The organism is Neisseria sp. P0020.S003 (assembly GCF_051957095.1).
Taxonomy (GTDB): Bacteria; Pseudomonadota; Gammaproteobacteria; order Burkholderiales; family Neisseriaceae; genus Neisseria; species Neisseria subflava.
Genome location: NZ_JBQCWU010000006.1, coordinates 42929 through 68655 on the forward strand (window position 1 = coordinate 42929; position 25727 = coordinate 68655).

At 49.9% G+C, this 25727-nt stretch carries 40 protein-coding genes; 26 read left to right on the top strand and 14 right to left on the bottom strand.

The features are described 5' to 3' along the window. Nucleotides 1-19 precede the first annotated feature (19 nt). A complete protein-coding gene (locus ACTHTQ_RS05290; RefSeq protein WP_440363311.1) occupies nt 20-376 on the top strand; it encodes a hypothetical protein in 357 nt (118 codons plus the stop codon). A gap of 250 nt (nt 377-626) precedes the next feature. On the opposite strand, the gene ACTHTQ_RS05295 is transcribed toward ACTHTQ_RS05290, so the two are convergent. Then, the gene (locus ACTHTQ_RS05295) at nt 627-749 is read right to left on the bottom strand and encodes a hypothetical protein (protein ID WP_265511155.1); all 123 of its coding nucleotides are present in this window, start codon (nt 747-749) and stop codon (nt 627-629) included. Nucleotides 750-776: 27 nt separating this feature from the next. Here ACTHTQ_RS05295 and ACTHTQ_RS05300 point away from each other — a divergent pair, with 27 nt between their 5' ends. From ACTHTQ_RS05300 to ACTHTQ_RS05310, 3 genes are read left to right on the top strand one after another with little or no spacing between them, the layout of a single operon-like run. Next, a complete protein-coding gene (locus ACTHTQ_RS05300; protein ID WP_440363312.1) occupies nt 777-3374 on the top strand; it encodes a phage tail tape measure protein in 2598 nt (865 codons plus the stop codon). A 20-nt stretch (nt 3375-3394) separates the two neighbouring features. After that, nucleotides 3395-3844, top strand: coding sequence for a phage tail protein (locus tag ACTHTQ_RS05305; RefSeq protein ID WP_063075563.1), 450 nt, complete (start codon nt 3395-3397; stop codon nt 3842-3844). 1 nt (nt 3845) lies between these two features. Further along, nucleotides 3846-5087: a contractile injection system protein, VgrG/Pvc8 family gene (locus ACTHTQ_RS05310; RefSeq protein WP_440363313.1), complete on the top strand. Its 1242-nt coding sequence runs from the start codon at nt 3846-3848 to the stop codon at nt 5085-5087. A gap of 52 nt (nt 5088-5139) precedes the next feature. Here the strand turns inward: ACTHTQ_RS05310 and ACTHTQ_RS05315 are convergent, their stop codons facing one another. The 9 genes from ACTHTQ_RS05315 to ACTHTQ_RS05355 form a co-directional block, all read right to left on the bottom strand. Beyond that, nucleotides 5140-5553: a hypothetical protein gene (locus tag ACTHTQ_RS05315; RefSeq protein WP_188211664.1), complete on the bottom strand. Its 414-nt coding sequence runs from the start codon at nt 5551-5553 to the stop codon at nt 5140-5142. Next, entirely contained in the window at nt 5550-6044 is a 495-nt protein-coding gene (locus ACTHTQ_RS05320; RefSeq protein WP_440363314.1) for a helix-turn-helix domain-containing protein, read from the bottom strand. Before ACTHTQ_RS05320 ends, ACTHTQ_RS05315 begins: the two co-directional genes overlap by 4 nt. Beyond that, nucleotides 6019-6450, bottom strand: coding sequence for a hypothetical protein (locus ACTHTQ_RS05325; RefSeq protein ID WP_440363315.1), 432 nt, complete (start codon nt 6448-6450; stop codon nt 6019-6021). Before ACTHTQ_RS05325 ends, ACTHTQ_RS05320 begins: the two co-directional genes overlap by 26 nt. Nucleotides 6451-6576: 126 nt before the next feature. Next, nucleotides 6577-7020, bottom strand: coding sequence for a hypothetical protein (locus ACTHTQ_RS05330; protein WP_440363316.1), 444 nt, complete (start codon nt 7018-7020; stop codon nt 6577-6579). Continuing rightward, nucleotides 7020-7367: an STAS-like domain-containing protein gene (locus tag ACTHTQ_RS05335; RefSeq protein ID WP_440363317.1), complete on the bottom strand. Its 348-nt coding sequence runs from the start codon at nt 7365-7367 to the stop codon at nt 7020-7022. The genes ACTHTQ_RS05330 and ACTHTQ_RS05335 overlap by 1 nt, the downstream gene beginning before the upstream one ends. 3 nt (nt 7368-7370) lie before the next feature. Next, nucleotides 7371-8282 carry a hypothetical protein gene (locus ACTHTQ_RS05340; RefSeq protein WP_440363318.1) on the bottom strand — a complete coding sequence of 304 codons (912 nt, stop codon included), beginning with the start codon at nt 8280-8282 and terminating at the stop codon, nt 7371-7373. An 88-nt stretch (nt 8283-8370) separates the two neighbouring features. Beyond that, the gene (locus tag ACTHTQ_RS05345) at nt 8371-9006 is read right to left on the bottom strand and encodes a TerB family tellurite resistance protein (RefSeq protein ID WP_440363319.1); all 636 of its coding nucleotides are present in this window, start codon (nt 9004-9006) and stop codon (nt 8371-8373) included. Beyond that, on the bottom strand, nt 8996-9541 hold the full coding sequence (locus ACTHTQ_RS05350) for a hypothetical protein (RefSeq protein WP_440363320.1): 546 nt from the start codon (nt 9539-9541) through the stop codon (nt 8996-8998). Before ACTHTQ_RS05350 ends, ACTHTQ_RS05345 begins: the two co-directional genes overlap by 11 nt. Before the next feature lie 100 nt (nt 9542-9641). Further along, the gene (locus ACTHTQ_RS05355; RefSeq protein ID WP_440363321.1) at nt 9642-10310 is read right to left on the bottom strand and encodes a S24 family peptidase; all 669 of its coding nucleotides are present in this window, start codon (nt 10308-10310) and stop codon (nt 9642-9644) included. Nucleotides 10311-10421: 111 nt separating this feature from the next. Between ACTHTQ_RS05355 and ACTHTQ_RS05360 the strand changes: the two genes are divergently transcribed. Both ACTHTQ_RS05360 and ACTHTQ_RS05365 read left to right on the top strand, forming a co-directional pair. Next, nucleotides 10422-10616: a transcriptional regulator gene (locus ACTHTQ_RS05360; RefSeq protein ID WP_295697320.1), complete on the top strand. Its 195-nt coding sequence runs from the start codon at nt 10422-10424 to the stop codon at nt 10614-10616. A gap of 62 nt (nt 10617-10678) precedes the next feature. Further along, a complete protein-coding gene (locus tag ACTHTQ_RS05365) occupies nt 10679-11005 on the top strand; it encodes a hypothetical protein (RefSeq protein WP_440363322.1) in 327 nt (108 codons plus the stop codon). On the opposite strand, the gene ACTHTQ_RS05370 is transcribed toward ACTHTQ_RS05365, so the two are convergent. Then, a complete protein-coding gene (locus ACTHTQ_RS05370) occupies nt 10989-11165 on the bottom strand; it encodes a hypothetical protein (RefSeq protein WP_168166252.1) in 177 nt (58 codons plus the stop codon). The two genes, ACTHTQ_RS05365 and ACTHTQ_RS05370, sit on opposite strands and share 17 nt — an antisense overlap. Before the next feature lie 68 nt (nt 11166-11233). Between ACTHTQ_RS05370 and ACTHTQ_RS05375 the strand changes: the two genes are divergently transcribed. The 5 genes from ACTHTQ_RS05375 to ACTHTQ_RS05395 are packed head-to-tail and all read left to right on the top strand — an operon-like array spanning nt 11234 to nt 12672. Beyond that, on the top strand, nt 11234-11563 hold the full coding sequence (locus tag ACTHTQ_RS05375; protein ID WP_440363323.1) for a hypothetical protein: 330 nt from the start codon (nt 11234-11236) through the stop codon (nt 11561-11563). 16 nt (nt 11564-11579) lie between these two features. Then, nucleotides 11580-11843 (top strand): ogr/Delta-like zinc finger family protein, encoded by a 264-nt coding sequence (locus tag ACTHTQ_RS05380; protein WP_283120667.1) that lies wholly within the window; start codon nt 11580-11582, stop codon nt 11841-11843. A 12-nt stretch (nt 11844-11855) separates the two neighbouring features. Further along, complete coding sequence (locus ACTHTQ_RS05385) at nt 11856-12323, top strand: hypothetical protein (protein WP_440363324.1); 468 nt, start codon at nt 11856-11858, stop codon at nt 12321-12323. 23 nt (nt 12324-12346) lie between these two features. Then, a complete protein-coding gene (locus tag ACTHTQ_RS05390) occupies nt 12347-12541 on the top strand; it encodes a hypothetical protein (protein ID WP_440363325.1) in 195 nt (64 codons plus the stop codon). Further along, complete coding sequence (locus ACTHTQ_RS05395) at nt 12538-12672, top strand: hypothetical protein (protein WP_440363326.1); 135 nt, start codon at nt 12538-12540, stop codon at nt 12670-12672. Before ACTHTQ_RS05390 ends, ACTHTQ_RS05395 begins: the two co-directional genes overlap by 4 nt. Before the next feature lie 160 nt (nt 12673-12832). Here ACTHTQ_RS05395 and ACTHTQ_RS05400 read toward each other — a convergent pair whose 3' ends face one another. Further along, nucleotides 12833-13324 carry a hypothetical protein gene (locus ACTHTQ_RS05400; protein ID WP_440363327.1) on the bottom strand — a complete coding sequence of 164 codons (492 nt, stop codon included), beginning with the start codon at nt 13322-13324 and terminating at the stop codon, nt 12833-12835. A 122-nt stretch (nt 13325-13446) separates the two neighbouring features. On the opposite strand from ACTHTQ_RS05400, the gene ACTHTQ_RS05405 reads away from it, so the two are divergent. Together ACTHTQ_RS05405 and ACTHTQ_RS05410 are read left to right on the top strand one after the other, a co-directional pair. Beyond that, on the top strand, nt 13447-15801 hold the full coding sequence (locus ACTHTQ_RS05405) for a replication endonuclease (RefSeq protein ID WP_440363328.1): 2355 nt from the start codon (nt 13447-13449) through the stop codon (nt 15799-15801). Between the two features lie 20 nt (nt 15802-15821). Then, nucleotides 15822-16013, top strand: a complete 192-nt coding sequence (locus tag ACTHTQ_RS05410; RefSeq protein ID WP_063075550.1) for a hypothetical protein — start codon at nt 15822-15824, stop codon at nt 16011-16013. A gap of 36 nt (nt 16014-16049) precedes the next feature. On the opposite strand, the gene ACTHTQ_RS05415 is transcribed toward ACTHTQ_RS05410, so the two are convergent. Together ACTHTQ_RS05415 and ACTHTQ_RS05420 are read right to left on the bottom strand one after the other, a co-directional pair. Further along, nucleotides 16050-17072, bottom strand: a complete 1023-nt coding sequence (locus ACTHTQ_RS05415; RefSeq protein WP_070646960.1) for a phage portal protein — start codon at nt 17070-17072, stop codon at nt 16050-16052. A 9-nt stretch (nt 17073-17081) separates the two neighbouring features. Beyond that, a complete protein-coding gene (locus ACTHTQ_RS05420) occupies nt 17082-18989 on the bottom strand; it encodes a terminase large subunit domain-containing protein (protein ID WP_440363329.1) in 1908 nt (635 codons plus the stop codon). 73 nt (nt 18990-19062) lie between these two features. On the opposite strand from ACTHTQ_RS05420, the gene ACTHTQ_RS05425 reads away from it, so the two are divergent. The 13 genes from ACTHTQ_RS05425 to ACTHTQ_RS05485 all read left to right on the top strand — a co-directional run bounded on the left by ACTHTQ_RS05425 (nt 19063) and on the right by ACTHTQ_RS05485 (nt 25700). Further along, nucleotides 19063-19860 (top strand): GPO family capsid scaffolding protein, encoded by a 798-nt coding sequence (locus ACTHTQ_RS05425; RefSeq protein WP_070646911.1) that lies wholly within the window; start codon nt 19063-19065, stop codon nt 19858-19860. A 13-nt stretch (nt 19861-19873) separates the two neighbouring features. Further along, on the top strand, nt 19874-20881 hold the full coding sequence (locus tag ACTHTQ_RS05430; protein WP_440363330.1) for a phage major capsid protein, P2 family: 1008 nt from the start codon (nt 19874-19876) through the stop codon (nt 20879-20881). 107 nt (nt 20882-20988) lie between these two features. Beyond that, nucleotides 20989-21648, top strand: a complete 660-nt coding sequence (gene gpM, locus ACTHTQ_RS05435) for a phage terminase small subunit (protein WP_440363331.1) — start codon at nt 20989-20991, stop codon at nt 21646-21648. Nucleotides 21649-21787: 139 nt separating this feature from the next. Further along, nucleotides 21788-22273, top strand: coding sequence for a head completion/stabilization protein (locus ACTHTQ_RS05440; protein WP_440363332.1), 486 nt, complete (start codon nt 21788-21790; stop codon nt 22271-22273). Continuing rightward, nucleotides 22273-22488 (top strand): tail protein X, encoded by a 216-nt coding sequence (locus tag ACTHTQ_RS05445; RefSeq protein ID WP_440363333.1) that lies wholly within the window; start codon nt 22273-22275, stop codon nt 22486-22488. The genes ACTHTQ_RS05440 and ACTHTQ_RS05445 overlap by 1 nt, the downstream gene beginning before the upstream one ends. Before the next feature lie 7 nt (nt 22489-22495). Then, nucleotides 22496-22858: a putative holin gene (locus tag ACTHTQ_RS05450; protein ID WP_440363334.1), complete on the top strand. Its 363-nt coding sequence runs from the start codon at nt 22496-22498 to the stop codon at nt 22856-22858. Beyond that, the gene (locus ACTHTQ_RS05455; protein WP_141752541.1) at nt 22855-23193 is read left to right on the top strand and encodes a phage holin family protein; all 339 of its coding nucleotides are present in this window, start codon (nt 22855-22857) and stop codon (nt 23191-23193) included. Before ACTHTQ_RS05450 ends, ACTHTQ_RS05455 begins: the two co-directional genes overlap by 4 nt. Before the next feature lie 26 nt (nt 23194-23219). Beyond that, nucleotides 23220-23759 carry a TIGR02594 family protein gene (locus ACTHTQ_RS05460; protein WP_440363335.1) on the top strand — a complete coding sequence of 180 codons (540 nt, stop codon included), beginning with the start codon at nt 23220-23222 and terminating at the stop codon, nt 23757-23759. 13 nt (nt 23760-23772) lie between these two features. Then, complete coding sequence (locus ACTHTQ_RS05465; RefSeq protein WP_440363336.1) at nt 23773-24087, top strand: twin transmembrane helix small protein; 315 nt, start codon at nt 23773-23775, stop codon at nt 24085-24087. Nucleotides 24088-24139: 52 nt separating this feature from the next. Next, the gene (gene lysC, locus ACTHTQ_RS05470) at nt 24140-24397 is read left to right on the top strand and encodes an Rz1-like lysis system protein LysC (protein ID WP_440363337.1); all 258 of its coding nucleotides are present in this window, start codon (nt 24140-24142) and stop codon (nt 24395-24397) included. Further along, complete coding sequence (locus ACTHTQ_RS05475) at nt 24394-24612, top strand: TraR/DksA C4-type zinc finger protein (protein WP_063075539.1); 219 nt, start codon at nt 24394-24396, stop codon at nt 24610-24612. Before lysC ends, ACTHTQ_RS05475 begins: the two co-directional genes overlap by 4 nt. Nucleotides 24613-24625: 13 nt before the next feature. Continuing rightward, nucleotides 24626-25057, top strand: coding sequence for a phage tail protein (locus tag ACTHTQ_RS05480; protein ID WP_440363338.1), 432 nt, complete (start codon nt 24626-24628; stop codon nt 25055-25057). A gap of 31 nt (nt 25058-25088) precedes the next feature. Then, nucleotides 25089-25700, top strand: a complete 612-nt coding sequence (locus ACTHTQ_RS05485) for a phage virion morphogenesis protein (protein WP_440363339.1) — start codon at nt 25089-25091, stop codon at nt 25698-25700. Nucleotides 25701-25727 lie beyond the last annotated feature (27 nt).

Sequence of the window (25727 nt, forward strand, 5' to 3'; positions counted from 1 at the left end):
ATACAACAGGAACAAGTAAATGCAAGAACCAAAAATCAAAATCAACCCCGACGATACCCTGACCGTAACCCTGACCGATGGCAAAGCCTACACTCTGCGCGAACCGCTGGCCAAAGACATGGCAGGCATGGGACAAGACCTCATCAAAATCAAACACACCGAAACTGTTCAAAAGCTCCTCTCAAAAATCAGCACCCCAAAAATCGGCATGGCGCAATATGGCGTATTAGGTATGGCAGATGTACAAGCCCTCAATGCCGCTATTGATTTTTTTTCAGCCGCACCTTCGGCGAAAGCAGAGATTCAGGAAGCCTTTGCCGATTTGGGCTATACCCGTGCTTCCGATACCGAGCCGGCCAGTTCGCCGACCTTATAAAAGCAGCGCCCGACATCTGGCAGGCTGAAGAAGATGAAGACGTTCCTGCGTTTTACCCAATAGACGACGCCCTTGCCCTCTGCGCCATTACTTTCAAAGGAGGTATAGGCTGGTTCGCAGGACTAAATCTTTTTACCCTTAACCGCTGGGCAGCCAAAGCCGCCGAAATCCAACGCGCACGCCAAGGAGACGGAAAATAAAAAAGGTCGTCTGAAATCAATTCAGACGACCTTTTCAATCGACAAAATAATCAAGGAAGCATCCATACCATAAGGGCAATGACGGCAACAAAAAGCCAAAATAATGCGCCATACCACCAAATGACAGAATCGACTGCATTCAAAACCGAATCTGCCAAGATTTGATTTTTCATTTTCCGTTTCATCTTAAAGCTCGAGCCATGACAGACAAGACAATTAATATTATCCTCAAAGCCGCCGACAAAGCAAGCAAAACGTTTGACAGAATTAAAAAAAGTAGTAGCGGGCTGTCGGGCGAATTGGCGAAAAACAAAAAAGACATGCGCGATCTCGAGCGCGCCCAAACCGCACTGGTAAAAATCGGCAAGGCAGAACAATATTTCAACCGTCTGAATGAGCAAATCATCCGTAATTCTGCTGCCACAAGCCGCCTTACTGCCGAAATCGAGAAAACGGGCGTTGCCACAAAAAAACAAGCGGCAGAACTCAAAAAGCTGACCCGTGAAGGCGAAAAGCTGAATAACGAATACGAAAAACAATCCGCGCAGCTAAAACGCTACAAAGACCACATGGAAAAAGTCGGCGTATCCGGACAAAACTTTGAAAAAGAGCAAGCAGAGATTGCCGCCCGAATGCAGAAGACTACTGCTCAAATCGAAAAGCAGTCCAACGCCTTAGAAAAGCTGGAGAAACGGCAACAGAGTCGAATCAAAGCCGCAGCCATCGCAGGTATCGCATCAGGTGTCGCATCATGGACAAGTAGCAAGGCTGCCACCATGAGGCAAGGTGCAGGGCATGCCATCAATACAGCCATGTCCGAAGAAGATGCAATGCAGGGACTGATCCGCCAAGTCGGCAGCCTCAAAAATACAGACGGCAGCCTCAACCACGCCGAAATCGCCAAAATCCGCGCCGAAGTCCAAAAACTAAGCGGTGAATTGCCCATGGCAACGGTTGAGATCATGAATATGATGACTGCCGGCGCGAAGATGAATATCCCACGCCAAGAGCTTGCAGCCTATGTTACCGAAGCCGTCAAAGCTGCAAATGCCTTTGAAGCAGCAGATCCGGGGGCGCTTGCAGAAGAGCTGGGGCGCATTCGCCAAAACTTCAAATTATCCAAAGAAGCCGCTTCTGAACTAGTCAACGTCATGAACTACCTTGATGACAACGCACTGGTTGCAGGCGACCAGCTCATCAGCTACATGAACGAAGTATCAGGCAGCATGGGTTTGGCGAAAATGAACGAGAAGCATGTAGCGGCTCTAGGTTCCGCCCTTATGTCCGCAGGTGTAGATGCTTCCACCTCTGCCAAAGCGGTCGGCAGCCTCATGACAAGGCTGGGTACCGCACCTGATATGAAACCCGTACGGGAAGCCCTGAAAAGCATAGGTATAGACGCAAAATCCGTCCAAAAAGGCATGGTCGTAGACGCGCAAGGTACGCTTGAAAAAATCATTGCCGCCGTCCAACAAATGCCGAAAGAGCAACAAGCAGGCATTCTCAAAGGCTTGGCAGGCGGCGAATATAACCGCGTATTTGCCCAACTCATCGCCAATACAGAGCTTTGGCGCGAACAAATACGCCTTGCCACCTCCCCGGACGCATTAGGCAGCCTCGACAAAGAGTTCGAAATTCGTGTCAACGCCATGTCGTCCAAATGGCAGATGTTCAAAAATAAGCTCTTCAATACCGAATCAGGCTTTGGGCGCAGTATGTTTTCAGGCTTAGAATACGGCATGAATGTCATTTCAGGCTTATTGGATAAGTTCAACGAATGGTCGGCAAAAAATCCAGAGGCCGCCGCCAAACTTGGAAAAATCGCATTTTATGCAACCGCAGCAATGACCGCATTGGCAGGGTTGGCCTCAGTTATTGCCGCAGTTGCCGTCCCCTTTGCCGCCGCCCGCATTGCCTTTGGCGGATTCGGCATGAGTATTCTTAAATTTTTAGGCATTGCCCTACGTTTCATGACATTAAATCCCATAGGCCTTGCGCTGACTGCCATAGTCGGCATCATCTATCTCGTTTACACCAATTGGGATACATTGACTGCCGCCTTTATCAGAGGCTGGGAATGGATTAAAAAAACATTCGCCCAAAACCCCATCCTATACGCCCTGACCGGACCGATTGGTGCAATCGTTGCATTGGCCACACACTGGGAACGCATCAAAAACGCCCTCATTACAGGCTGGGGATGGATAAAAAAAACATTCAGCGGCAACAACCCCATATCCTACGCCCTCTCTGCCGCCCTAGGCCCAATCGGTATCCTCATCAAAAACTTCCAAATCCTCAAAAACGTCGCTACTAGCGCATGGGAATGGATGAAAAAAGCCTTTTCCACCAAACCGACCGCGCCGGGAGGCAGCGCATCCGGTTATGGCGTAGGCGCATACATTCCCAACAAAGGTTATTCCACAGGCGGTTACACAGGGGCGGGAGGTGTCAACCAAGCGGCCGGTATCGTGCATAAAGGCGAGGTTGTCTTCAATCAACAAGATGTAGCCCGCTTCGGAGGATGGCGTGTTCTGGAAAAAATCCGCAAGGCAGGCTTGGGCGCATTGCAGAGCATTATCCCCGCCGTAGCTGAAGAACCGCGCCCTTCCCTTGTCGGAGCAGTTCCCGTATCGGCAGGATTTAATCACACAAACGCAGGCGGTATGACCGTCAACATTACTATCAACGGCGGCAGCCAAAGCCCTGCTGACATCGCCCGCGAAGTTGCCCGTCAGATTAAGCAGATTGCAGACCAAGCCGCACGTCGTGCCCGTAGCGCATTTTCAGATGACTGACACCAAAAAAGGACACTACCATGCTTGCCACATTAGGATTCTTCCCCTTTCTCATCCGCACTATCCCCTTTCAAACCATCAACCGCCAAAGCGGCTGGAAGCACCCAAATCAATCCACCGTCGGCGGCGGTATTAATCCCACCCAATACCTAGGGCCGGAAACTGACACCCTGACCCTGTCAGCCGAAATGAGGCCGGAAATCACAGGGGGAGACACCTCCCTAGCCATGCTCCACCTCATGGCAGAGCGTGGAAAACCATACAATCTCATCCTCGGCACAGGTCAAATAATGGGCGCATACGTCATCACATCCATCAAAGAAGACAGAAGCCAACTCATGCACGATGGCAAAGCCCGTTCCATCAGCTTCAGCATAGAATTAAAAAAAGTATCCGACAGCCCGCTGGGACTAAAAGGCAAAGCCCTTCAGCTTGGCGTATCCATCGCCCGCAGCATTGCAGGAATCTGACATGACCGCACTTACCCAAATCAAAGACAAAGCCGTCAAAATCTTCAACGCCATTACCGACACTGGCGGCAACCATCTAACCCCAGTCGCCAAGCTGTCCATAAACGGCAAGCCGTTCAATACCGACGCTCTCTCCCGCATCATCTCCATCAGCCTGACCGACAAAAGCGGCTTCGAGGCGGACGAGCTGACCGTCAGCCTGTCCGACCACGACGGCAAGCTCGCCCTACCCCCGAAGTCTGCCGAGATAACCATCGCCCTGGGCTACATCGAAACAGGCATTGTCGATAAAGGCAGCTACAAAATAACCGAAGTAAGCTGGAGCGGCGCACCCGATACCCTGCACATCACCGCCCAATCCGCTGACACATCCGACCGATTTTCAGAGGCAAAAGAAAAAAGCTGGCACAAAACCAGCCTGAAAGAAATCATCGAATCCATTGCCGCCGCCAACGGCTACACCCCAATCATCGGCAAAGCCTACCAAGACGAAAAAATCGACCACATCGACCAGAGCAACGAATCCGACGCTGCCTTCTTATCACGCCTTGCCGAGCGCTACGACGCCATCGCAACAGTCAAACACGGCCGCCTCCTGTTTGTATCATCAGGCGAAGCCACGACCGCCGGAGGGCAGCCGTTGCCAACGATCAGGATTACCCGCAACAGCGGCGACCAATATGCATTCAGATACAGCAATACCGAAAGCTACAACGCCGTCCGCGCCTACTACATCGACAAACAGACAGGGAAAAAGCACGAAGTCGTCATTACCGAAGACAACTACGACCCCGTCAAAAAAACCGTTACCACCACCAAAAAATATAAGACCAAGCGCAAAGACGGCAAAACCCACAAAACCACCACCAAAGAAGTAACCGAAATCAAACAGGTGGATACTGCCGGCAAAAAAATCAAAACCCTGCGCCATACCTACCAAAGCCCCAAAACCGCCGCCACCGGCGCACGCTCCGCGTACAAAAAACTAAAACGCGGCACAATGGAATTCGACATTTCCCTCGCTATTGGCCGCCCAGACGTCGCTCCCGAAAGCCCCGTAACCCTGCAAGGCTTCAAACCCGAAATCGACGCGGAAAAATGGGTGGGGAAAGAAACCGTCCACACCCTAGACAGCAACGGACTGACGACCGCCGTCAAACTACAAAGCCTGATAGACGTACCGATCATCCTCTACGAAGGCGAAGTCAGCCCAAACTTTGCCGCAGCATTTTCAAAATCCTGACCAAAATAAAAGGCCGTCTGAGAAAATTCAGACGGCCTTTTAAAATTTCAGCTTACATAGCGATAAACTTAAGGGAATTTCCAGTTGCCACAACATCCCCTACTACAAGTCGCGCATAAATTTTATCTCCGACTGATACAGGAAGATGATCCAAACTATGATGCACCAGCCCACTGAATACTTCAGGATTTTCCGATACTACAGGAGCATTATCGACAGGTGGCATTTCGAATACTGACAAAACATCGGCATTCCTAAGAATCTCCAAGCGCAAAGGCGCAAAACTCAAATCCTTTCTAGAAGTCGGAATCTCAAAATTCAGAGAAAGATTTAATTGAGCCAATACAAAATCACGCGACGGTAGCGGGCAGACCCCCGGATAAATGCCAATCAGACTGTAACGGAAATCGTCCGCATGGCGGATAATACTATCGCAATATTGAATATGCAGCGATACAGGCATCATGATTTGAGTCCTTCCACAAAATCCCATTGACGGTCAAAAGCCGCCCGTACATCAAGAGGGCCGATACCGAAAACCGTTGCCAGCTTATCGACTGTTTCATTACTCAAAGTACAGCGGTTGTTTTCAATGCGCGAAAGATAAGACTGTTTCAGACCAGTTTTTTCAGTAAGCGAAGATTGCGTCAAACCATGTTTCAGACGCAATGATGCAAACGTTGCCCCCGAAGTATCCGCATCAAGTCTTGCTGCCAGCTTTTTAGCGGCTCTATCCATCGCCGCCGCACGGCGAGGATTTTTGCGAACACGTTCCACATAGCAGCAAGCGTCTGAAGCATCAGAAAGCGGCAAAACTTGGCCGCCTGCAACAAATACCGCAGAAGCTCTGACAGTCGCAGCAGCGGCAGGCACAGACAAAGACACCGCTGAAGCCGTAAACAGACAGACCGCCCCGAAGGCAGTCCAATTTTCAATATTCGATTTTTGCATAGTCATTTTGGATTCTCCGCATAATCGGATGATCGGGCTGATAATCAAAGCCCTCGGATTTGTCGGCAACCGCCAAAATATAGATTTTCCGGATAAACGTCCGGTTCGGCTGCATCTCATTTCGAACGCAGTACAAAATACGCAGCGAAAGCGCAGATTCCTCATCGAGCCGTAGCCGCATCACGCGTATATCCGCCCGCCACAACACAGCCACCCGTTTGCATTCCATACCCAAAAGCCCGATAGGCTGATCGTAATCGCGGCAGTAGTTTTCAGAAAAGAGTTTGTCAAAAAGCGCAGGCGTATCATCAATAAGCGCAATCACACTATCAATATAACCGACCGCCTCCTCCTTACTCTCGAAAAGGCGTTCTAAATCCGCTTCCGCATGATCGTGAACAATAAGTTGCATAATATATCTTTTTAGTTATATTCCGCAAGCGGCCACCCTGCCACTTGTCTCAAAATGCCGACAAATACCAAATTAAAACGTACACCCTTATCAGAAAGGCCGTCTGAAACATTTCAGACGACCTTTTTAACGTTGATTAGCCAAGCGGCGTAAATCATCTTTAAGTTTAATGGACTTCCTATTAAGGGCGGCGGGATCAAATCTTCCGTCACTAGAAGTGATAAAAAAATCAATTAATGAAGGATTGATAGCATCAAGGGATATTTCATGATTGACGCAAAACCGTGAAATTATTCCTTTGATTCGATTAGCAGAAAATGTGATGTACTGTATGTTTTTCCGTTCACAGAAACTGTCCAAATGGTTTTGCAGTTCATCTTCGATTTCGGATAAGCTTTTTTCTCTTGCCTCTTTTACCCTATTTTTTTCTGTAATCTCATTAAGTTCACGGGCATGTCGCCGTTGGAGATAAGCCCCTATAATATTTCCGGTAACGAAAATGATAATGCTGAAAAGATTGTTCAGGATATTAATCAGCTTATCCCACTGATCCAAATCAGGCGTATTCATTATGCGCCAGCCACCCGTTTATGTTCGTCGCGTGCCAATTCGATGATTCGGCGGACAAGTTGGGGAAGGAAGCCGTCAGCAGGCAGGATAACCAATTTTTGTAAAACCTCATCGTATGAGAAGCCGTCTTCTTTAATCAGATTGACGAATGAACCGCCTAAAAATGCAGAATCGGGAACGTCACGCAATTTGGAAAAATCGACCGTCACCGTGTCAAATTGGCGGAAAGCATGCGTCAAGAAGCGTTTGCGGAAATCGTTGCCGTTGCTGTCGGGATTGTCTTCAACCGAGCGTCCCCAAGGGTCGTCTGAGAATTCCAGAATATCGATATATTTGTTGTTTGACATTTTTTACTCCGGTAGGCGAAAAGCCCATTCGATTAAGGTTCCTTGGATTATAGATTCCGATTGGCGTGCTGTAAACTTGCCGTCGGACAATAATCCTTTTGCGGCACCGCTTAGAATCAGAAGATGGGATTCAGACCAGTCTTCTGCGCCAAGTACCACATTTGCCAGTCCGTTGCCCCGCCCTTCGCCAATGCGACGGCTCATACCTTGCTGCCATGCTTCCTGAAGGATATGGGAATCTTGTAGTTCTCTGTAAAAGACGCCGCGTTCTTTGGTGGCGTGATCGACATAGGAGCGGGCAATGCCAACCCCTAAATCATAGACCAGAAAATGAATGTGGTTGTCGTCTCCGTGCCAAAACATATACCACCAAGGATTTTCGCCACCGACATCGACGGGGTAGGCATGTTCGCGGATATTGAGCAGGACTTCGGAAATAGAAGTCCGCAGGTAAGAAAAAAATTTCTCGGAGCGGCTTCCGATTTGTTCTTTTAAGCGGGATTCATACTCATCAAGCTGTCTGTAAATCGCTTTGCGCTGCTGCGCAAAATTCAAACGGTTGCCGGAATGGAAAAAACTGTCTACTTTCATCAAATCCCGTCCAGACTTCAAGGCGATAAGCAGTTTGGATTCCAAAAACAGCTTTTTGTAAACGGGTGAACGTTTGCAGTCGAAGACAAAACAGCCCTTATTATTCCGCTTGCGCTGGATATGGTTGATATGGGCAACCAAAGCCAAAGCCGCTGCCGACGTGATTTCTTCGGTTTGCGAAAAATCTAGCGTTAACACCTGATGCGGCGAGTCGAGAAGATTCAAAACACTGGCTGTTTGATTGAAATTGCGGTACAGACACAAGCGTTTCGGAAAAGTCAAAACATACATCAAATCCCCCCTCAAAATCCCGACAAATGCCATGCGCCGCGGACTTTGCCGCAGATGGTTAGTTTTTCCAGTTTGTCGTTTTCGATGGTTTCGGTGCGGTATAGCGGGTTGTTGTTGATGTTCATGCCACTACCCCAAACAACCTTTCCAATTTTGCCAAATGATCCGTTTCCTCCGCAGTTACCTTTCTGTCCGCCTTGGCAACACCGCTGGCATATTCCAAAATCGCCTCCCTCCAATCGGGGAAACGCTGGTTAATGGCACGGACAGCAAAAGAAAAATCCATAGAATCCGGCACGGGCCAAGACTTCATAGCGCCAAGCGCATAAGCAAGAAAATCATTGCCCATTTCCGATTTGTCCGTCAGCCATTGTGCAATATACCGCTGTTCAGACGGCGCATATCTCCCGTCGCAGTAGGCGATATAGACCAACACATCCACAATCGGCTTCATGTCTCGCACAAAAAAATCCATCTGACGCTCCGGTGCCTCATCGTACCGTTCCTGCAAACGCCGTCTGAAAAGCGACGGTTCGACCACTTCGCCGGTTTCCAAATCCACCAGTCCCATAATCGACTGATATTTAAACGTCCTGACCATTTTCCGCACGTGGCAAAACGCCTGCACATAACCGTCTGAAAGGTTGGCAACAAACTTACGGACATCGATAACCCGTCTGCTTCCGATTCCTTCAGCATTGACATATTCAATTTCAAAACTACCGCCGACAGGCAGCAGCACAGGTTTATCTTTCATCGTAAAACCATTCTTTTTTAATCATGTCGTGGAGAGATAATTCAGACGGTGTTAGTTTCTGTTTGGCCGTGTCGTTCCGCCCGTAGACTAATATCGCGCCCGAACAGGCTGCCCAATGGAGGCGGCGTTCAAAATCGAGGTTTCGGGCAGCTGCGAGAGACTCTTTAAAATCTTTCCGAATTAAACCGCCCAAAAATTCCTGCCCTAATTTGAGCAACAACTTTTCAAGTTTGTCGGCGTCTGTTTGGAATTCGCCTTTATTTTTGTCTGATTCAGCCCCTGCTTCCGTCTCTTCGTCATCTGTTACTGACAAATCAATCCCGTTCAGAGCGAGTGCAGATTTAATAATTTGGTTGTATCTCAAATTCCGCGTCCGCGTTACCGGTTCAATATCAACCAATGCCAGCAGTGCCAGCACAGCATCGATATTTTCCTGCACGGTCTGCTTTAATTGAATTTGCCGTGAGTGCAGTTCTTGCAAGTCCAATTTCACACCGTCTTGCCTGTCAGCCTGTTGACCACTTTGTTTTCCCATATTGCACTTCCCTAATAAACAAAATCACTAAATATCCAAAAAATCCAACGGCAGTACATTCCAAAACTTACCGTGAATCGAGCAGATTCAGAAAATAAAATCAAAACGCAGACAAATGCCATGCGCCGCGGACTTTGCCGCAGATGGTTAGTTTTTCCAGCTTGTCGTTTTCGATGGTTTCGGTGCGGTATAGCGGGTTGTCGCTGATGACGAGCAGGCCGCCGCTGACGGAGGCTTGCAGGCGTTTGGCTTTTAGGCCGTCTGCGAAGGATAGGAGATAAATGCCCTCTCCTTCGAATGAGTGGACGGAGGTATCGACAAACAACACGTCGCCGTCCTCGATGGTGCCTTGCATGAAATCGCCGCGTGCCGTGATGACTTGGATACGGGAGAGGTTGCCGCCGAGTTTTTCGCGCGCCCACGCCTTATCGACATGGACGAAATCGACCACCTCCACTGCTTCGTTGTTGATATAGCCGTCTCCAAGCGCGGCAACCACGTCCAGCCGCTCAAAGCGTACGCGGTCGTCAGCAAGGCCGTCTGAATCTTCAGACAGTACTTTTTTGGGGAAGGTCTCCTGATAAGGCAAAGGGAATCCTGAAATTTCAGATATTTTTACCATCGTTTCAAATGTTGGCTTGTTTCGTCCTTTTTCGATTGCATTAACGCTGGCTTTTGTTGAGAAGCCAAGCTCAAGTGCAAAGTCCTCTTGAGTCATCCCTGCTGCTTTTCTTGCCTCAGTAGCCCATTTTGCCAAATCGTAAGTCATAAAATTCTCCATGTTTTCAGCATTGTAAATTTTAAATAGACAAAAAACGGCTACTAAAAGTTTACTTTTAAGGTTATTTAAAATATACTTTCTCTAAATTAAGGAGATGTCATGAATCATCTGGAAAAAGCAATTAAAGCTGCTGGCGGTCAAGCGGCATTAGCCGAAAAGCTTGGAAAAAAACGTTCTACTGTAAATAGTTGGGTAAAGGGTCGCAATAAAATGCCTGCTGAAATTGCAGTTGAAATTGAGAAACTTGGATATGGAGTTCGGCGAGAAGATTTAAGACCGGACGTATTTTTATAATTTACTTTACAAAGACTGAATAAATTTCAGACGGCGTAACCAGCTAAATAAGGAGCAGAAAAATGAAAGAAATCGTAGTGAAAGAAGATGTAGAACGCAAAAAATTTGAGGAATGGTGCAAGGTTCGCAACGAGGGAGATCGCCTGAAGACCGATGTTGATGACGGTGATGTTTACTATGTAGATGCCAGCATTGATTACGCATGGCAGGGATGGATTGCCCGTGCATATGAATCGGCAAAAGCAAAACAAGCCCTCAGAAAGCTGACTGAGCAGGAAAAAGCCGCCATCAAAGTAGTTGTTTTGACAGCGGCTAGAAACTCAAGCATCCCCCCGGAAAGCTTGGCAGATAACTTGATTCGGGCATTACGGCTTATTGAAGATGCTTAGATTCGATTTGCTCAAGTCGGTCGGCGAGGGTTTCAACGAATTCCGCAAGATGGATAGCCCGATCCCGACCATGAGCAAAATTGCCAAGTAAGGCGCTATTGCCGGACTTGATAATTTCGGTAGTCAGTTCAAGGGCTTTTTCATAGCTTTTTTGAGACATTTTAGTTTCTCCGTTGATGGTTACTGGAAATGACATTGTAACGGAGTGATGACAAAGCGGAAAGACGCTTGACCCGCCGGACAGTCGGCATCAACCAAAAAGGAAACGTCATGTGTCAAAACTGTATTCAAGAAATCGAAGGCAGATTGTCTGTCAAACAACACGTCCACCCCGCTCAAACAGGCGCAGACGAATTAGCCACTGCCGTCGTCGAGGTCAAATTTTACGGCGAAGAGCTTGATTTGCTGGAACAGGCTGCCTTTGCCTCCGGCAAGTCTTGGGCTGCATTCGCCGCCGAAGCTGCGTTGGAATACGCGGAAATGTATCTGCGAGCCTTTGAAGACGCATCGGCAAACCTGAAACGGAGCAATGGAAATGGCGCAGCGCAACATCAGTAAGGCGGAACACGGAAATATGCGGGTACAGATTACCTGCCCTTGCTGCGGCAGTCGCTGCAAGGTAACGGCGAGTCGGAAGATGACAGACCGCCTCCGTTATAGCTCGATTCAATGCCTGAATGCTTCGTGCGGCTGGTCGGGCGTAGCATCGACGGAAGTCATCAAAACCATTTCCCCGCCCAGCCCGCTGCATCAAAACCCCGCCTTGGTTCCGCCGCAGATGACGGCGGATGAAATCATCGAACAACACGGCGGCAGCAGTCAGAAAAATTTGTTGTAAAGGGGAGGAAAAATGAGCGGCGAAATCGTCCCGACGTGGAAGTCGGCACCGCAGCGGGTTCGCTTTTTTAGAACCAAAGCCCAAGCCCGCGCCATGTGGAATATCGGCAAAAAGTTGGCAAGCAGTAAAACCAAAAACGCAAAGATTATGAACGGCTTGGAGCGCGACGCGCTCTTGGAGCGAAATACAGACCGTCAGCCGTTGACGGCTTACAACGATGCGGAAGTCGTCAGGGGTTGGCTGGTTACGCCGGAGCAAAGCAAGGCTCTGGAAGATAGTCAGAAGTTGATAAAGGAAATCGCCCGACTGGGCAATATGCTGAATCAGCAAAACGTAGTGTACAGCTTGGGCTTGCCGGTTCTCCAACTTTCCGAAGCCGCCCGACAGCTTGAAGGCATAGACGAAAAAATAGCCCGCGCGGTATATGCCGGCAGAAAAATGAAAGTAAACCCAGTTTCAGACGACCTTAAGGCTGCCTGAACCCGACCAAACAAGGAAATATCATGAAAATCAAAATCCGCTATATCATCCTCGCCCTAATGCTCGCCGCATCTTATTTTATGCTTGGTTCGAACCACGGAAACATGGCGGAACAGCCGCAAACGCTGCCCGCGACTGACCCTATCTGCGTTTACGAATCGCCAACCTTCGACCACATGGGCGGCGACGCTGAAATTCCGCAGGAGGTGGGGCAATGAGTATCTTCGCAATCATCGGCATTGTTTTCGCCGCCGAGCTCGCTGCTTGGCTCTATGTGGAGTACAAAATCGAGCAGAAGAAGCTGGACGCGGAAATCGAAGAAAGAATTCAGGATTATTTTAATTATTGAGATGAAGACATGGTAGTACATGTAACCGAACAGTACATATGGTTCGATACCGGTAATCGACTGATGGTATCCGAGCCTGAATGTTCAGACCGCACGGTTGAAGAATTTGATATGGAGTTAGGCGAAGTCGGAAGTATCCGATTTCGCCACCTGGCAACGATTAGAGGCCGCCGGATATATCAAGCAGTTTCACTAAATCCGCTCCCTTATCCAAAGCGAACTCAATCAATCGGGACGATAACCGCTTTAACCCCTCCTCCGGCAGAGAGCGAATAATTTTAAGCAGTGTTTCTTTTTGACCGGTCGGAATGTCTGCCTTGTCTATTTTTAGGGCGACCAGTTCCCGCAGGGTTTCCGCATCCAGTCTGACCGTAACTACCCCTAAAACCGCAGAAAGACCGCCGTCTTCGGCAAGGAAATCAAAAGCCTTTTCGGTCGGTTTCACATAATCGATGGAATACGCCCCGCTTAAGAAGCGGGTGAGTTTGAAGCTGACCAGTCCGTGCATTTCCAAATACATCAGATTGCCGTCTGTTTCATCCTCGCCGTATTCAGCGCGCAAGGTATGAAGGAAATTTGGTGGCGGGTCTTTGGGGAAGCACTCTGTCAGGACTGACAATATTTTTCTTTGAAGTTCGCGATTGAGCTTCATTTCAAGTCTCCGGGAATGTTGTTTAGGAGCTTCCATTCTAACGGAGCAATGACAAAGCGGACAGACGCTTGACTACTCGGACAGACGGGTATTTCAGACGACCTTTTCACATAGGACAAATCATGGGCATATCAATTCACACGGCAAATGCAAAGGTGGCGCAGCAAGACTACGCCGCCAAAGCCTTTTTGCTGATTCCGCCTGTGTTGCGCGAAGGGTTTGAAAGCCTGAAACCTGCAGAGGCATCAAAAGCGCGTTCGTTCTTTACTGATTTGGTCGTCCGTCAGTTGGACGGCGGCATTCAGCCCGCCGCTGCGCGTGTCCGCGCCGAAGACAGTCTGAAAACCCTGCTCGACAATCTGACCATTCTACCGCCTGCCGTCCGTTCGGTAGGTTTGGATGCTTCGGACGACGACATCCGCGGTCTTGCTGATAGCGCAGCCAAGGACATCTATTTTAAACAACGTATCGGCTGGAGTCTCGCCGGTCTGATCCACTATGCCGCTTCCGAATACGGCATCGATACCCAAAAAGTATTCAAGGACAAAATCCCCGAAGCCATCGAAGCCCGCCTGAAAGCCCCTAAATTCTGGCGTCGCCAGCTTCGCCGCATTTTCGCGCGCGCCGCCGAATGCTACCGCCGCGAGGCTGGCTTTGTATCCCGCAAAACGGGACTTTATGCCTCTGATGAAGCAGTTTTCCGCCGCTTGTCTCAAAAGCGTCGCAATCTTGCCATGTTGCAAACCATGATTGCGGTCAATGAGCTGGGGCAAGAATTTACGCTTGAGGCTTTGTCCGAAGTCACTGTCTCAAACTCTGCCCTGCGTCGAGCCGAATTGATGGTGCGTATTCGCGGATTCGAGGAAATCGCCCGCCTGAAAAACCACGTCGGCGAATTTTTTACGATTACCTGCCCTTCCCGCATGCACCGTATGCACCACTTCGGCAAGCCGAACGAGAAATTCAGCGGCGAAACGCCGACGCAGGCGCAGGCATACTTAAATAAAGTATGGGGTCGTGTCTGTGCGGAATTAGGTCGTCTGAAAATCAAAATCTACGGTTTCCGCGTTGCCGAGCCGCATCATGACGGTACGCCGCACTGGCACGGCCTTGTTTTCATGGAAGAGCAACACCGCCTTACTTTCCGCCGCGTCGTGGCAAAACACGCCTGCCGCGAAAACCGTGAAGAGCTGGGTTTGAAATATTTCGACACCCTAGAAGAAGCGGACGCGGAAGCCCGCCGAATCCAAGCAAAAATCCGTGAAAAACAAGGAAGCGCGCCTACGCTCGCCGCCATTCGCGCCGGACTGAAAACCGAGAAGAAATTCTGGGCATCCAAATATTTTAAATTTTGGAAGGAAAGCCCCGCCTCTGCCCGCGTTGACTTCGAAGCCATCAACTGGGCGCGTGGCTCGGCTGCCGGTTATATAGCCAAATATATCGCCAAAAACATTGACGGCAAAAGTCAAAGCGGCGACGGCTTGGGCGTTGACTATGAGTCTGACGCGCTGTTGAGCATGGCGGAAACCGCCGTCCGCGTGGACGCATGGGCAAGTCATCACGGTATCCGCCAGTTCCAGCAAATCGGCGGCTGTCCCGTCACCATTTGGCGCGAACTGCGACGAATCAATCCTGATGCTTCAGACGACCTTTTAATGCTCGCCCAACAGGCTGCCGATATGGGCGACTGGATGCGTTTTACCGTCCTTTTGGGCGGAGAATCTGTATCTCGTAAAGACGTCCGTCTCGGACTGTACCGCGAAGAGGCAACCGAGCCGAACTGCTACGGAGAAATCCCTGCCGACCGCATCATGGGCGTTTACGAAAAAGCAACCGGACGCGTCGAAATTTCGCGCGTCCATTCGTGGGTTTTGAAAAAAAACGGCGGCATCGCCGCCGCTTGGACTTGTGTCAATAACTCTACGAAAATGAAATTCGACCCCGAATCTGCACAAAAATTCAGCAGCCGCCCAGCCGCCGCAACCCTGACCGACATAGAAAAAACCGAATCCGTCGAATGGCTTATTTGGAAACACGGATTTTCGGTACAAACCGCCGTTTATTTGGTTCAGACAGGTTTAAGTCCTGAATTGGCGAAAGAATATAAAAAAGACATGCTCGATTTAGACAATATCGAAGAGTTGAGATACATGAGCCGCGAAACCCGCGAAAAAATCGAAAAAGCGGCGAAAGATAATGCCTTCCATAGCGAATCAGCCCGCGAAAAACAACGAAACTACCGCGAATACATCCGCAGTATTGAAAAATTGCGCCGTCCGCTCGTCAGCGGACTGACCCCGCAAGAGCCTATTTTTGACTTCGCCGCCATCAAAGCCGCCGACGAAGCGAATATCCGCGCCAAAACCGTCCGCTATACCAAGCCACAGTACAACACCGTTGAAAGCGCCATCGAATCTGCCCGCGCCGCCATTAAAGCGTCGCAGACAATGAATGACAAACTGATTAACCGAAACTGACCAACAAGAAAGGAACAAAAATGGGTGAATACATCACGTTGGATGAAGTGAAGAAACTATGGACGATACCGGGCAAAAAGCCGCCGTCCACGACAACCATTTGGGCGCGCCGCCGGGCGGGGCTGATACCGCAACCGAAGTTATTGGGACGGGACAACCTCTATAAGAAAGATGACGTTATCAGAATGAGGGATGAATACTTCGCCAAATAAAAAAAGGCCGTCTGAAACTTTTCAGACGGCCTTATCCTATTTATCCACCTTGGCCGTTGCCAAAGTGTACGGCTTAAATTTAAAAACTTCCGCGCCGAATGCGTCGTTTGCTTCGAGAAACGCCGCCTGTATCGGCTCGATTTCATTCGCGGCGAATACTTCCGCCGCCGTCCGGGCATCGCCCAAGCCGCCCGCCGCCGTCGGGACGACCCCCATCAATGAAGGAGGCACGCGGTGTATTGTCAGCATATCTTGGGAGGTTACTCCTTTAATATTTAAAAATTCATCCTTGGCGGCAACCTCTGAAATCGGAATCAGTTTGATACCTTCAGGTTTACCGTCAGGCGAGCGCAAAAAGACATTGCGGAAATTGCCTTCGCGTTGCGCTTTTTTAAATTGGTCCTTGAGATTATTCCAGTCATCATTATTCATATTGTTGTCGGTTGCATACACGATAAAGCCTGCATGGCTGCCGTTGTCGTAGTAGCGCCGTCTGAATGTCGTGGCCGAGTGGTTGAGCTCTGCCGAACTTAAACCCGCTAAATAATCGGGGATGCCGTAAATCTCCTGCACCAAATCGGGCTGCATCAAATGAATAATATCCGATTTTGGGATAAAGTCTGCAGTCTCGAAAACATGGTTGCGCAGGTAGAAATAGCCGTCTTTGTCGTAATTTTTCGAAGAGCGGCGCATATAGACGGACAGTCGGTTTTTAAATCCCAAGACCTTGCCGAATCGGTTGCGCTCCGCCGACAGATAGCCGTTGCCGGTTACGAGGAAATTAAATGCCAGCTTTTTGAATTCGGCGCGGCTCAACAGCGCGGTCGGTTCGAATGTGGAAGTTAGGACGTTCAGTTTACAATGCAGCGCAGACGAATGATGTACACCTACTCGGAGTAAACCGATCAAGTCCTCCTGATTGACGGGCAGTTCATAATAATGGCCGTTGTCGGCGCATTCCCACGCCGCGCCGAGCCAAGACAAACGATCGTCGTAGCCCCAACTGAAAATCTCTAAATCTGTGCGTGGTTCATTGCCTGTCGAATTTAAATCAGACATAAAAATCCTTTAACTATCAATCTCAAAACGTCCGCTGACAACATTGTCCAGCGGCTCTTGATAAAACAACATCATCGCAGCCCAAGCCAAATCGCCATGACTGGCTATTTTGCTGCGCGTCGATTCGTAAGTAATGTTCCGTCCGCTGGCGGTAATTGCGCGTCGGACGGATAAAAACGCCATCTGCAAATCAATTTTTCCCGCGTCCCACTCGATACGTTTGTTTTTGAGCAGGTTCTGCGTTTTTAAAACCATCATCCCTTTAATGTCGGGCGTGTAAGTCATGCCGATGGCGGGCGGGTAGAATTTTTTTACAAGGTCGTACACCGCCGCGCCGATACCGTTTGCGTCGATAACGATTTTGGTAACGTTGAATTTCTCCGTCATGCCGCGAATGATTTTGGCCTGTGATTCGAAATCCGCCCCATTAATCATGTGCGTTTCTAAAATTCGGAATGGTTCGCCGTTGCGTTGCGGCGGGACGGCGACCACCAAGCCGGACGCGTCACCGGTATAGCTCGGGTCGTAGCCTATCCATACGGGGATGTTCCCTGCCGGACGCATCATGTCAGGTTTGTACCAAGTCCAATCCCACGATTCGACGCCGCAGGCCTGAAGGTCGGCAAAATGAAACACGCCCTCGCCGTCCGGGACGAATTGACACTCAAAGAGCTGCGCAAACTTGTCGGGCGAGTTGCGCTGGCGCAGATAATCAATATCGAAGAGGTTGCAGCCTGATTCATGCGCATCATGAATAGTAACGATTTGCCGCCATTGCGCGTCGGCATCCTGACGACCGTGTTTTAAAGCGGCATGGCTCAAATCGAGCTTGATATGCTCGCTTCGAGGGCGGCCTTCGTTAAATATCGCCCCCGACCAAAAGCCGTAAGCGGGGTGGCCTTCTGATGACGGCGTAGAAAAATAGGTCGTTTTCAGGTGCTTTTGACTCGCCATCGGTTCGGCCAGTGTTTGCAACCGCTCAAAATCGGGAATCCAGAAGTATTCGTCGACGTACAAGTTACCGTTGCGACCTTGTGCTGTCCGTGAATTGGTGCCTAAAAAATGCAGTTCCGCGCCATTGTGCAAAGAAATCACATCCCCGCCTTTAAGCTCGACATCGACCATCTTGCAGAGGTTGAGGATGTATTGCTTGAACTGATAGGCCTGTGCGCGGGACGCAGACAGGAAAATGGAGTTGATGCCCGTTTTTAAGCTGGTTAGGAAGGCTTCGCGGGCAAAATAGAAAGTCGCGCCAATTTGGCGGCTTTTTAAGATATTTCGGAAACGGTGCGTCCGATAAATTTCGCCCCAATACCGCTGATAATCGAAACACTGCTCTTCAAAAATCTCTACCATGCGCTGCTGCTGCTCGGGCGCGATATAGTTTTTCGGCGGTTTTTCGACGGAGCGGGTGCGGCCGCGTTCGGTGCGCTCCGTACGTTCACGCGGTGGGCGGTCTATGGTCGGCACGCTGTCAAAAGGCGGCTTGTCTGCGCCGTCAAATCGGTTGTTTTTCGGCGTTTCTAATTTTTCAGACGGCCTTTTGCCTTCGCCGCCCATTAATGCGGAAAGTTGGCGCATTTCTTTGTAAACGCCGTCTGTTTTGTTCGGCAGGTTGACGAGTTGGATCAGGCGCGCCTCAATAGATGAGGCAACACGCTGCATCGGTGTTCCGCCATCCCAGTTTTCCCGTTGCTTCCAAGAATGTACCGTGGCGGGCTTCAGTCCCAAATGCCGCCCGATGGCGGTAATTTTCCATCCCTGCCAGTAAAGAGACCGCGCAACAAGGCGCGGGTCGATATTTTGGGCAATTTCAATATTCTGACGTTTTTCCATGTCTTCAAAAAATAGCGGCAATACCCGATTTTCGGGCAAAAATGCCAATCCTACCCGCTCCGCATGACTTGAAAAACCCACCTAAAACCCCTGTCGCTTGCCGTCTTTTCCGTAAATGCCAAAATAAAACGAACAAACACCCGAGCGCATACGCATGAATAAATCCGCCAAAAATTCCACCGAAAAATTCAGCGACCGATGGTTCTGCATCGGCAAATCCGGTGCAACTGCCGACGGTCGAACGATCGAATCAGCCGACCTCATCGCCGCCGCAGAAGCTTACGACCCACAAACCTACGGCGCACGCATCAACCTTGAGCATTACCGCCCATATTCTCCCAAAAACGACTATTCAGGCCTGGGGGACGTCCTCGAGCTGAAAGCAGAGACTTCAGACGGTATTACCCGCCTTTACGCTCGTATCGACCCTACTGAAAAAATGTTGGGCTACATCAAAGAGCGTGAAAAAGTCTATACATCCATGGAAATCATGAAGCCATTCGCCGACACCGGCAAAGCTTATCTGGTCGGCCTTGCGATGACGGATAGCCCTGCATCTCTCGGTACGACCATGCTCAAGTTCCGTCAGCTCAATCCTGAAGATACCAACTACACCGCCGCCTACACCGAAATGGAAAGCCTGCCAATGACCCAACCTGCCAACCAACCCCAACATGAGAAAAAAGGCTTTTTTGCCGCCCTCCACGACAAAATGTTCAATAAGAAATCAGATCCCGCCCCTGTCGAAACAGAAAAAAACGACTACACCCAAGCCTTTGCCGACCTGAACAAAGAATTGGAGCAGTCTGCCCAAATTACCCAAAAACTTGCCGATGACTACACTGCCCTGCGCAAAGAATTCGATGCCTTTAAGGCCGCTATTGAATCCGCCCCGATCAATCAGGCAGAGCCGCATACCGGCGCGAATACAACCCCTGCTTCCGAATTTTAAGAAAAGGTAAGCCATGCACCCGTATATCCAGCAATACATCAACGCCGTCGCCAAAGCCAACGGTACAACTGCCGAAGGCGTATCCCGCCATTTCAGTGTAACGCCCGCCGTTTCGCAAAAAATGCGCGAAGCCGTCCGCCTGGAGTCAACATTCCTGCAAAAAATCAACATCATCAGCAAAACCGAAATTGCCGGCTCAATCATTGGTTTATCAACAGGTCTGAATGCCTCGCGAACTGATACTAAAAACGGCGACGGTACTGTACGCCGTCAGCCCAAGCCATATCACAACCTGACCGACCGCCAGTATTTGTGCAAAAAAGTCAATTTTGACACTCAAGTCAGCTATGACGATATGGACTCTTGGAGCGCTCACCCCGAATACGTAAAGCTGATTAATAACCAGCTCGTCAAATCCAAAGCGTTGAGCCTGATTGCCATCGGCTTCAACGGCACGTCTGCCGCTGCGACCACCAACTTTGCAAGTAACCCGCTCTTGCAGGATGTGCAAAAAGGCTGGTTGCAACACCTGCGCGAAAATGCAGCGACCAACGTCATGGGTGGGGCTTCGAAGGCAATCGAAATCGGTACAGGTAAACCATACACCTCAATCGACCATCTCGTTACCGACGTCATGGAAAACCTGATTGACGAAGAGTTCCACGATATGCCGGGCATGACTGTCATCTGCCATCAATCTTTGTTGTCCGAAAAATACTTCGCGGTCATCAAAGAGGCGGGCAATAAGGCAAGCGAGCTGCGTCCAGCCGACATCATCATGAGTGAAAAACGCTTGGGCGGTCTGCCGGTCGTTACCGTGCCATATTTCCCGAAAAATACCCTGCTGGTTACGCCGCTGGAAAATCTGTCGATCTACTTCCACAAAGGCGGCCACCGCCGCAAATTGGCGGACGAGCCTGAATTTGACCGCATCGCAGACTACCAATCGGAAAACATCTGCTACGTTGTCGAAGAGTACGGCGCGGCGGCTTTGGTGGAAAACATCAAAATCGCCAAATAGCAATCAGGCGCAAATCGTATGACTGTATCAAAGGTCGTCTGAAACGAGCTTCATCCCGTATGGGTTGCGGCGATTGAGTTTCAGACGACACCACAGAAAGAAAAATAATGACACCCGCCCAAGCACATAAACAACAAGTTTTGGCAGAGCAAGCCGCACAAAACGGAGAGGACATCAATGCCGCCGAACCGTACCGCCGCTTGCTCGCCTCCCTCAACGCAGACCGTTCCGTATTGAGCCAAATCAAAGCGGTTTCCGATAAAGTCAAAGCCAAAAAAGGCATGATTTTGAAGTATCTGCCGTGGCTTGAAGACGTGTATCAAGCAGGAACGCCGTCTGAATCAGACCCTGTCTTCACTACCGCACTTTTGTGGCTGATTGACATTGGCGACCTTGATACTGCCGTGCCGTACATCCTGTTCGCTATCAAGCATGGTATGAAGGTGCAAGACGACTACCGCCGCGACTTGCCTGACCTGTTGGTCGAAGAGTTGGCAGAGCAATTTGCCACCGGTGCCGATTTAAGTCCCGAAAATCATGCTGAATTGCTCGCTCTCTTGAGCAGTACGGATGACGAGACAGGTATGCACACAATCAATCTGACGGACATTGTGCGCGCCAAGTTTTTCAAAGCATGTGGCGAGCGTGCCGAAGAAGTCGGAGACGTGCAGGGTGCCGTAGGCTACTACGAATCCGCTTTGCAGTATTCCGACAAAATCGGCGTCAAATCCCGTATTGCCTCACTCAAAAAACAGCTTGAAGGCTGAAATCTTCCCCCCGCCGGGCGCAAGCCTGCGGAAAGTCCTCCCGATTAATCGCGGACGGCCTTATCCGTAAAAGCCTCTGCGCCTCTATTCCGAAGCCCGCCTGAATATCGGGCGGGCTTCTTCAGTATGGATACAAATCATGACGATGGTTTTCGCCGACAACCCCGACCAAGGGCGGCAGGAATTCGACCAATCCGAAATCCGAAGCATTCCGTTTTTTCCGGTTATTGACTTAACAAACTTCCGCGAAGTTATGCGCATAGAGCCGAACATATCAAGTTCGCGTGTCTATCACGCCGCCCTCGAAGCCGTCGCACACGTCAACGGACAGCTTAAGAAATACCGTATTTCCGCCGTTCAGGTTGGTAAATCCACGCTCGACGAAACTGGCGATTCAGACGACGTCATCAATGGCGAATCTGTTAAGACCATCCACTACCGCCGCGCCGTCTATTGCTACGCCAAATCCCTGCTGCTGGAGAAATACGCGGACACCGAGCCGTCAGGCAAAGCGGGGGAGCGAGCAGAAATGAAACAAAGTCAGGCGGAAGACTACCGCCGCGAAGCCCACTACGCGACCGCCGCCGTCATGGGCGAGCACCGCTGCGATTCGGAATTAATTTGATGGAATACACGACCCGTGAAGGCGATACCGTCGCCAATATCGCTTGGAACCATTACGGGACATCCGCAGGCTACACCGAACAAATCCTGACCGATCCTGAAAATTACGGCTTATCGAAATATCCTGCTCTCCTACCTGCCGGTTTGACTATCCGACTACCTCAAGCCAACAACGAAGAAGCACAACAAAAATCCACCCTGAATCTATGGGACTGAAAACGTCATGACCCAAGACAAAACCACCACTGCTGTCAATGCCGCCGTAATTATCATCGGCAGCTACCACGTCCACGCCTCCGTAGCCTTCGGCGCACTCATAGGCGCATCGCTGTTCGTATTAAGCCAAAAGGCAGAGCGCCCGATTAATAAAGCATGGCTTTTTGCTGTGTCTTTCATCGGCGGTATTTTCGGTTACGACGGTGCAGAAGGCCTAATCAACTGGCTGCTGCCGGGTGAAACACTGAACATCAATAGCTTTACCGCCGCTGCCATTTTTTCTGCCGGACTGGTTTTAGGTTTACAGCGTGTCATGCGCCTGATTGAAAAAGGCCGTCTGAAAACCATGGAAGAAGAAAAAGAATCATGAATACAGTCCAATCTGCTGCCGTCATTGCCCTATCCCTGACCGCGGCTGTTCGTATCATCCTTTTTGACACCCGCGGAAAAACGCATAAGCCATTAAGTGCGGCAATTGCCTATTTATCTATCGTATGGTTTTGCAGTCTCGCCCTTGCCGCTGCCTTTTCCATCAAATCACTGACTATATGGTTGCTTATTTTCGGACTGGCTCTGCACACGGGTGCAGTGCTATGGAGTGGCGGGAATATCAGCAAAATCCACCCGAAGAAAACACGTCCAAGTACAGAAAATCAAGGTTTTTTGAACCGCGCGTCAAAAAAAATACCGCAAGAAAATATCTAAACACACGAATAAAAAAGGAAGAAAGCATGACTGAATTGCCTTGGATGGCGGAAGCCCGCCGACACGTCGGATTGAAAGAAATCATCGGCGCAAAACATAACCCGATTATCCAGTCTTGGCTCAAAGAGATGGGTGGTTTTCCCAATGCTGCAAAAGCCTGGTACACCGACGACGAGACGCCGTGGTGCGGTCTGTTTGTCGGGTACTGTCTCGGCAAAAGCGAGCGCGGCGTTATCAAGGATTGGTATCGTGCCAAGGCATGGTCTGAGGCGGGTCTAACCAAGCTGTCTAAACCTGCCTATGGCTGTATCGCCGTGAAATCCCGAAAAGGTGGCGGCCATGTGTTTTTCGTTGGCGGTAAAAATGCCAAAGGGCAGATTATGGGATGGGGAGGTAATCAGGGCAATGCCGTGTCTGTTGTGCCATTTAACGCCGCAGACATTGATGGCTACTACTGGCCGTCTAAATTGGTTGATGGTAAGCCGGTTAAATCGTCCCCGTCGGCGGAGCGTTATAACCTGCCCATTGTTACCGGCACTGCGGCAGCAGGCGTGAGCGAAGCCTAAAAAGGAGGATGGTATGAAAACAGCTATTGTTGTTGTCGTGTCTTATATCCTGACCGTTGCCGTCCTCGGATATGGCTTGATACACATGCGAAAAAGCAATAAGGCACTGACACAAACAGTCGCCGAACAAGCAGCCGCCATCAAGTCAAAAGACGCAACAGTCAAGATTTATAAAGCCCGCGCCCAAAGCTTGCAGGTGCAGGTAGACCAAATGATGAAAGTGCAGGCTGAAAAAAACAGCCAAGTCGAAGCAGCACTGACTAAGCATCATGAATGGTCGTCTGAAAAACTGCCCGAAGATGTAGCCCAAACCATCAATAAAAAATAACAGCGGGGCGCATGATCGCGCCCTTTTAAACATCAAACTATGAAAGATAAAAATGAAACGTCTCTCCGTTCTCGTTGCCGCCGTTGCCCTTGCTGCCTGCGCCCATAATCCGCCGGTATCCGTACAGGCTGCCGAGTCATGCCCGCCGGTGCCGAAATGTGAAGCCTACCCGCCTGAAGAGATTGCAACCAATGCGGACATGGTTCGCGCATTGATTGCCTATCGCTCGGCTTTTGAGCAGTGCCGCCTCTATCGGGACGCTTTGTCAGCCTGCCTAAAAGGAGACGAAGAAGGGAAAGCTACACCATGACTGACATCATCGACCAAGCCTGCGACTTAGAGCAAAAAATGCGCGAATACTGGTTATTACGCCACAAAGAACAAGAATCCGCCGCGCCATCCGCCCAAGAGTGCGAAGAGTGCGGCGAAATCATCCCCGAAGCACGCCGAGAAGCCGTGCCGGGGTGCCGTTTATGTATAGACTGCCAGCGCGAAGAAGAGCAACGGTGGAAATTCAAAAGATAAGAGGCCGTCTAAAATGGAAAAACCAAAAAGCCTGCGTCTTGCCATCCAGGAAACACTGCCGGAATTTAAAGCTGCACCTGACCGTCTTCGTATGACGGTTTTGTCCGGACAGATTATTCCGAAACGCAATACATTGAGTTACGAAGCGAGGTACACGCTTAATATTTTTGTTCAGGAGTTCCATCGAGATCCTGCGTATCTCTTTTTGATTGTGAATAAGTGGCTGCAAGAAAATCAGCCGGATATTTTGTGCCCGGGCGCAGACGCATCATCAAGAGCCTTTGTTTTCGAGGCAGAGCCGATAGAGTCGGATGTCTGGGATGTAATGATCGAATTAAAATTGACGGAAACAGTCATTGCCGGTTTGGATGAAAACGGCTTAGTCTCCTACAAAACAAAATCCGAGCCGCCGCGCCCCGTTTTTAAACAGATAAAGGACGCATAATGCGTCCTTTGCTTCAAGTGCAGGAGGAAATATGGAAGAACTGGAAGCACTCGTTGCCCAAATCGAACATTTAGCGCTAAAGATTCAACCGTCTGCCCGTGCCAAACTTATGCGCAATATCGCGACGGAGCTACGCCGCCGCAACCAAAACCGCATTAAAGCCAATATCGAGCCTGACGGAAATCCGATGGCAAAACGCCAAGGCGACCGTTTTGCTTTCCGACGCCTACGGGATGGAGAGGAACTACACCGCCGCCCGTTTCGTTTTTTTGGAGAGAAATACGGAGATGGCTACACCGGCCGTATTGCATATAGTCGCACAGAAAACGGGAATGAATTAGTACGGTTCGAGGGCGAACGCAGGCTTTTGGGATTTCGGCGAGAATATTTGTACCTGAAAACGCCGACAATATCCCGTATGGTAATGTTTCGCCGTATCGGTGCAGCCCGCTGGCTGCGTCAAAAAGCAGATGAAAACCATGCAAAAATCGGATGGTTCGGCGGTAAAGCCGCGCAAATTGCAACAGAACACGAAGACGGTAGCACGGCAAAAAACCTGCCATCCCGCCTGCTATTGGGCTTACCGAAAGAAGACTTGGAGTACATTACAGACCAAATACTAAACGCCATAAAAATGGAGTAAAAAAGGCCGTCTGATTTATTTCGGACG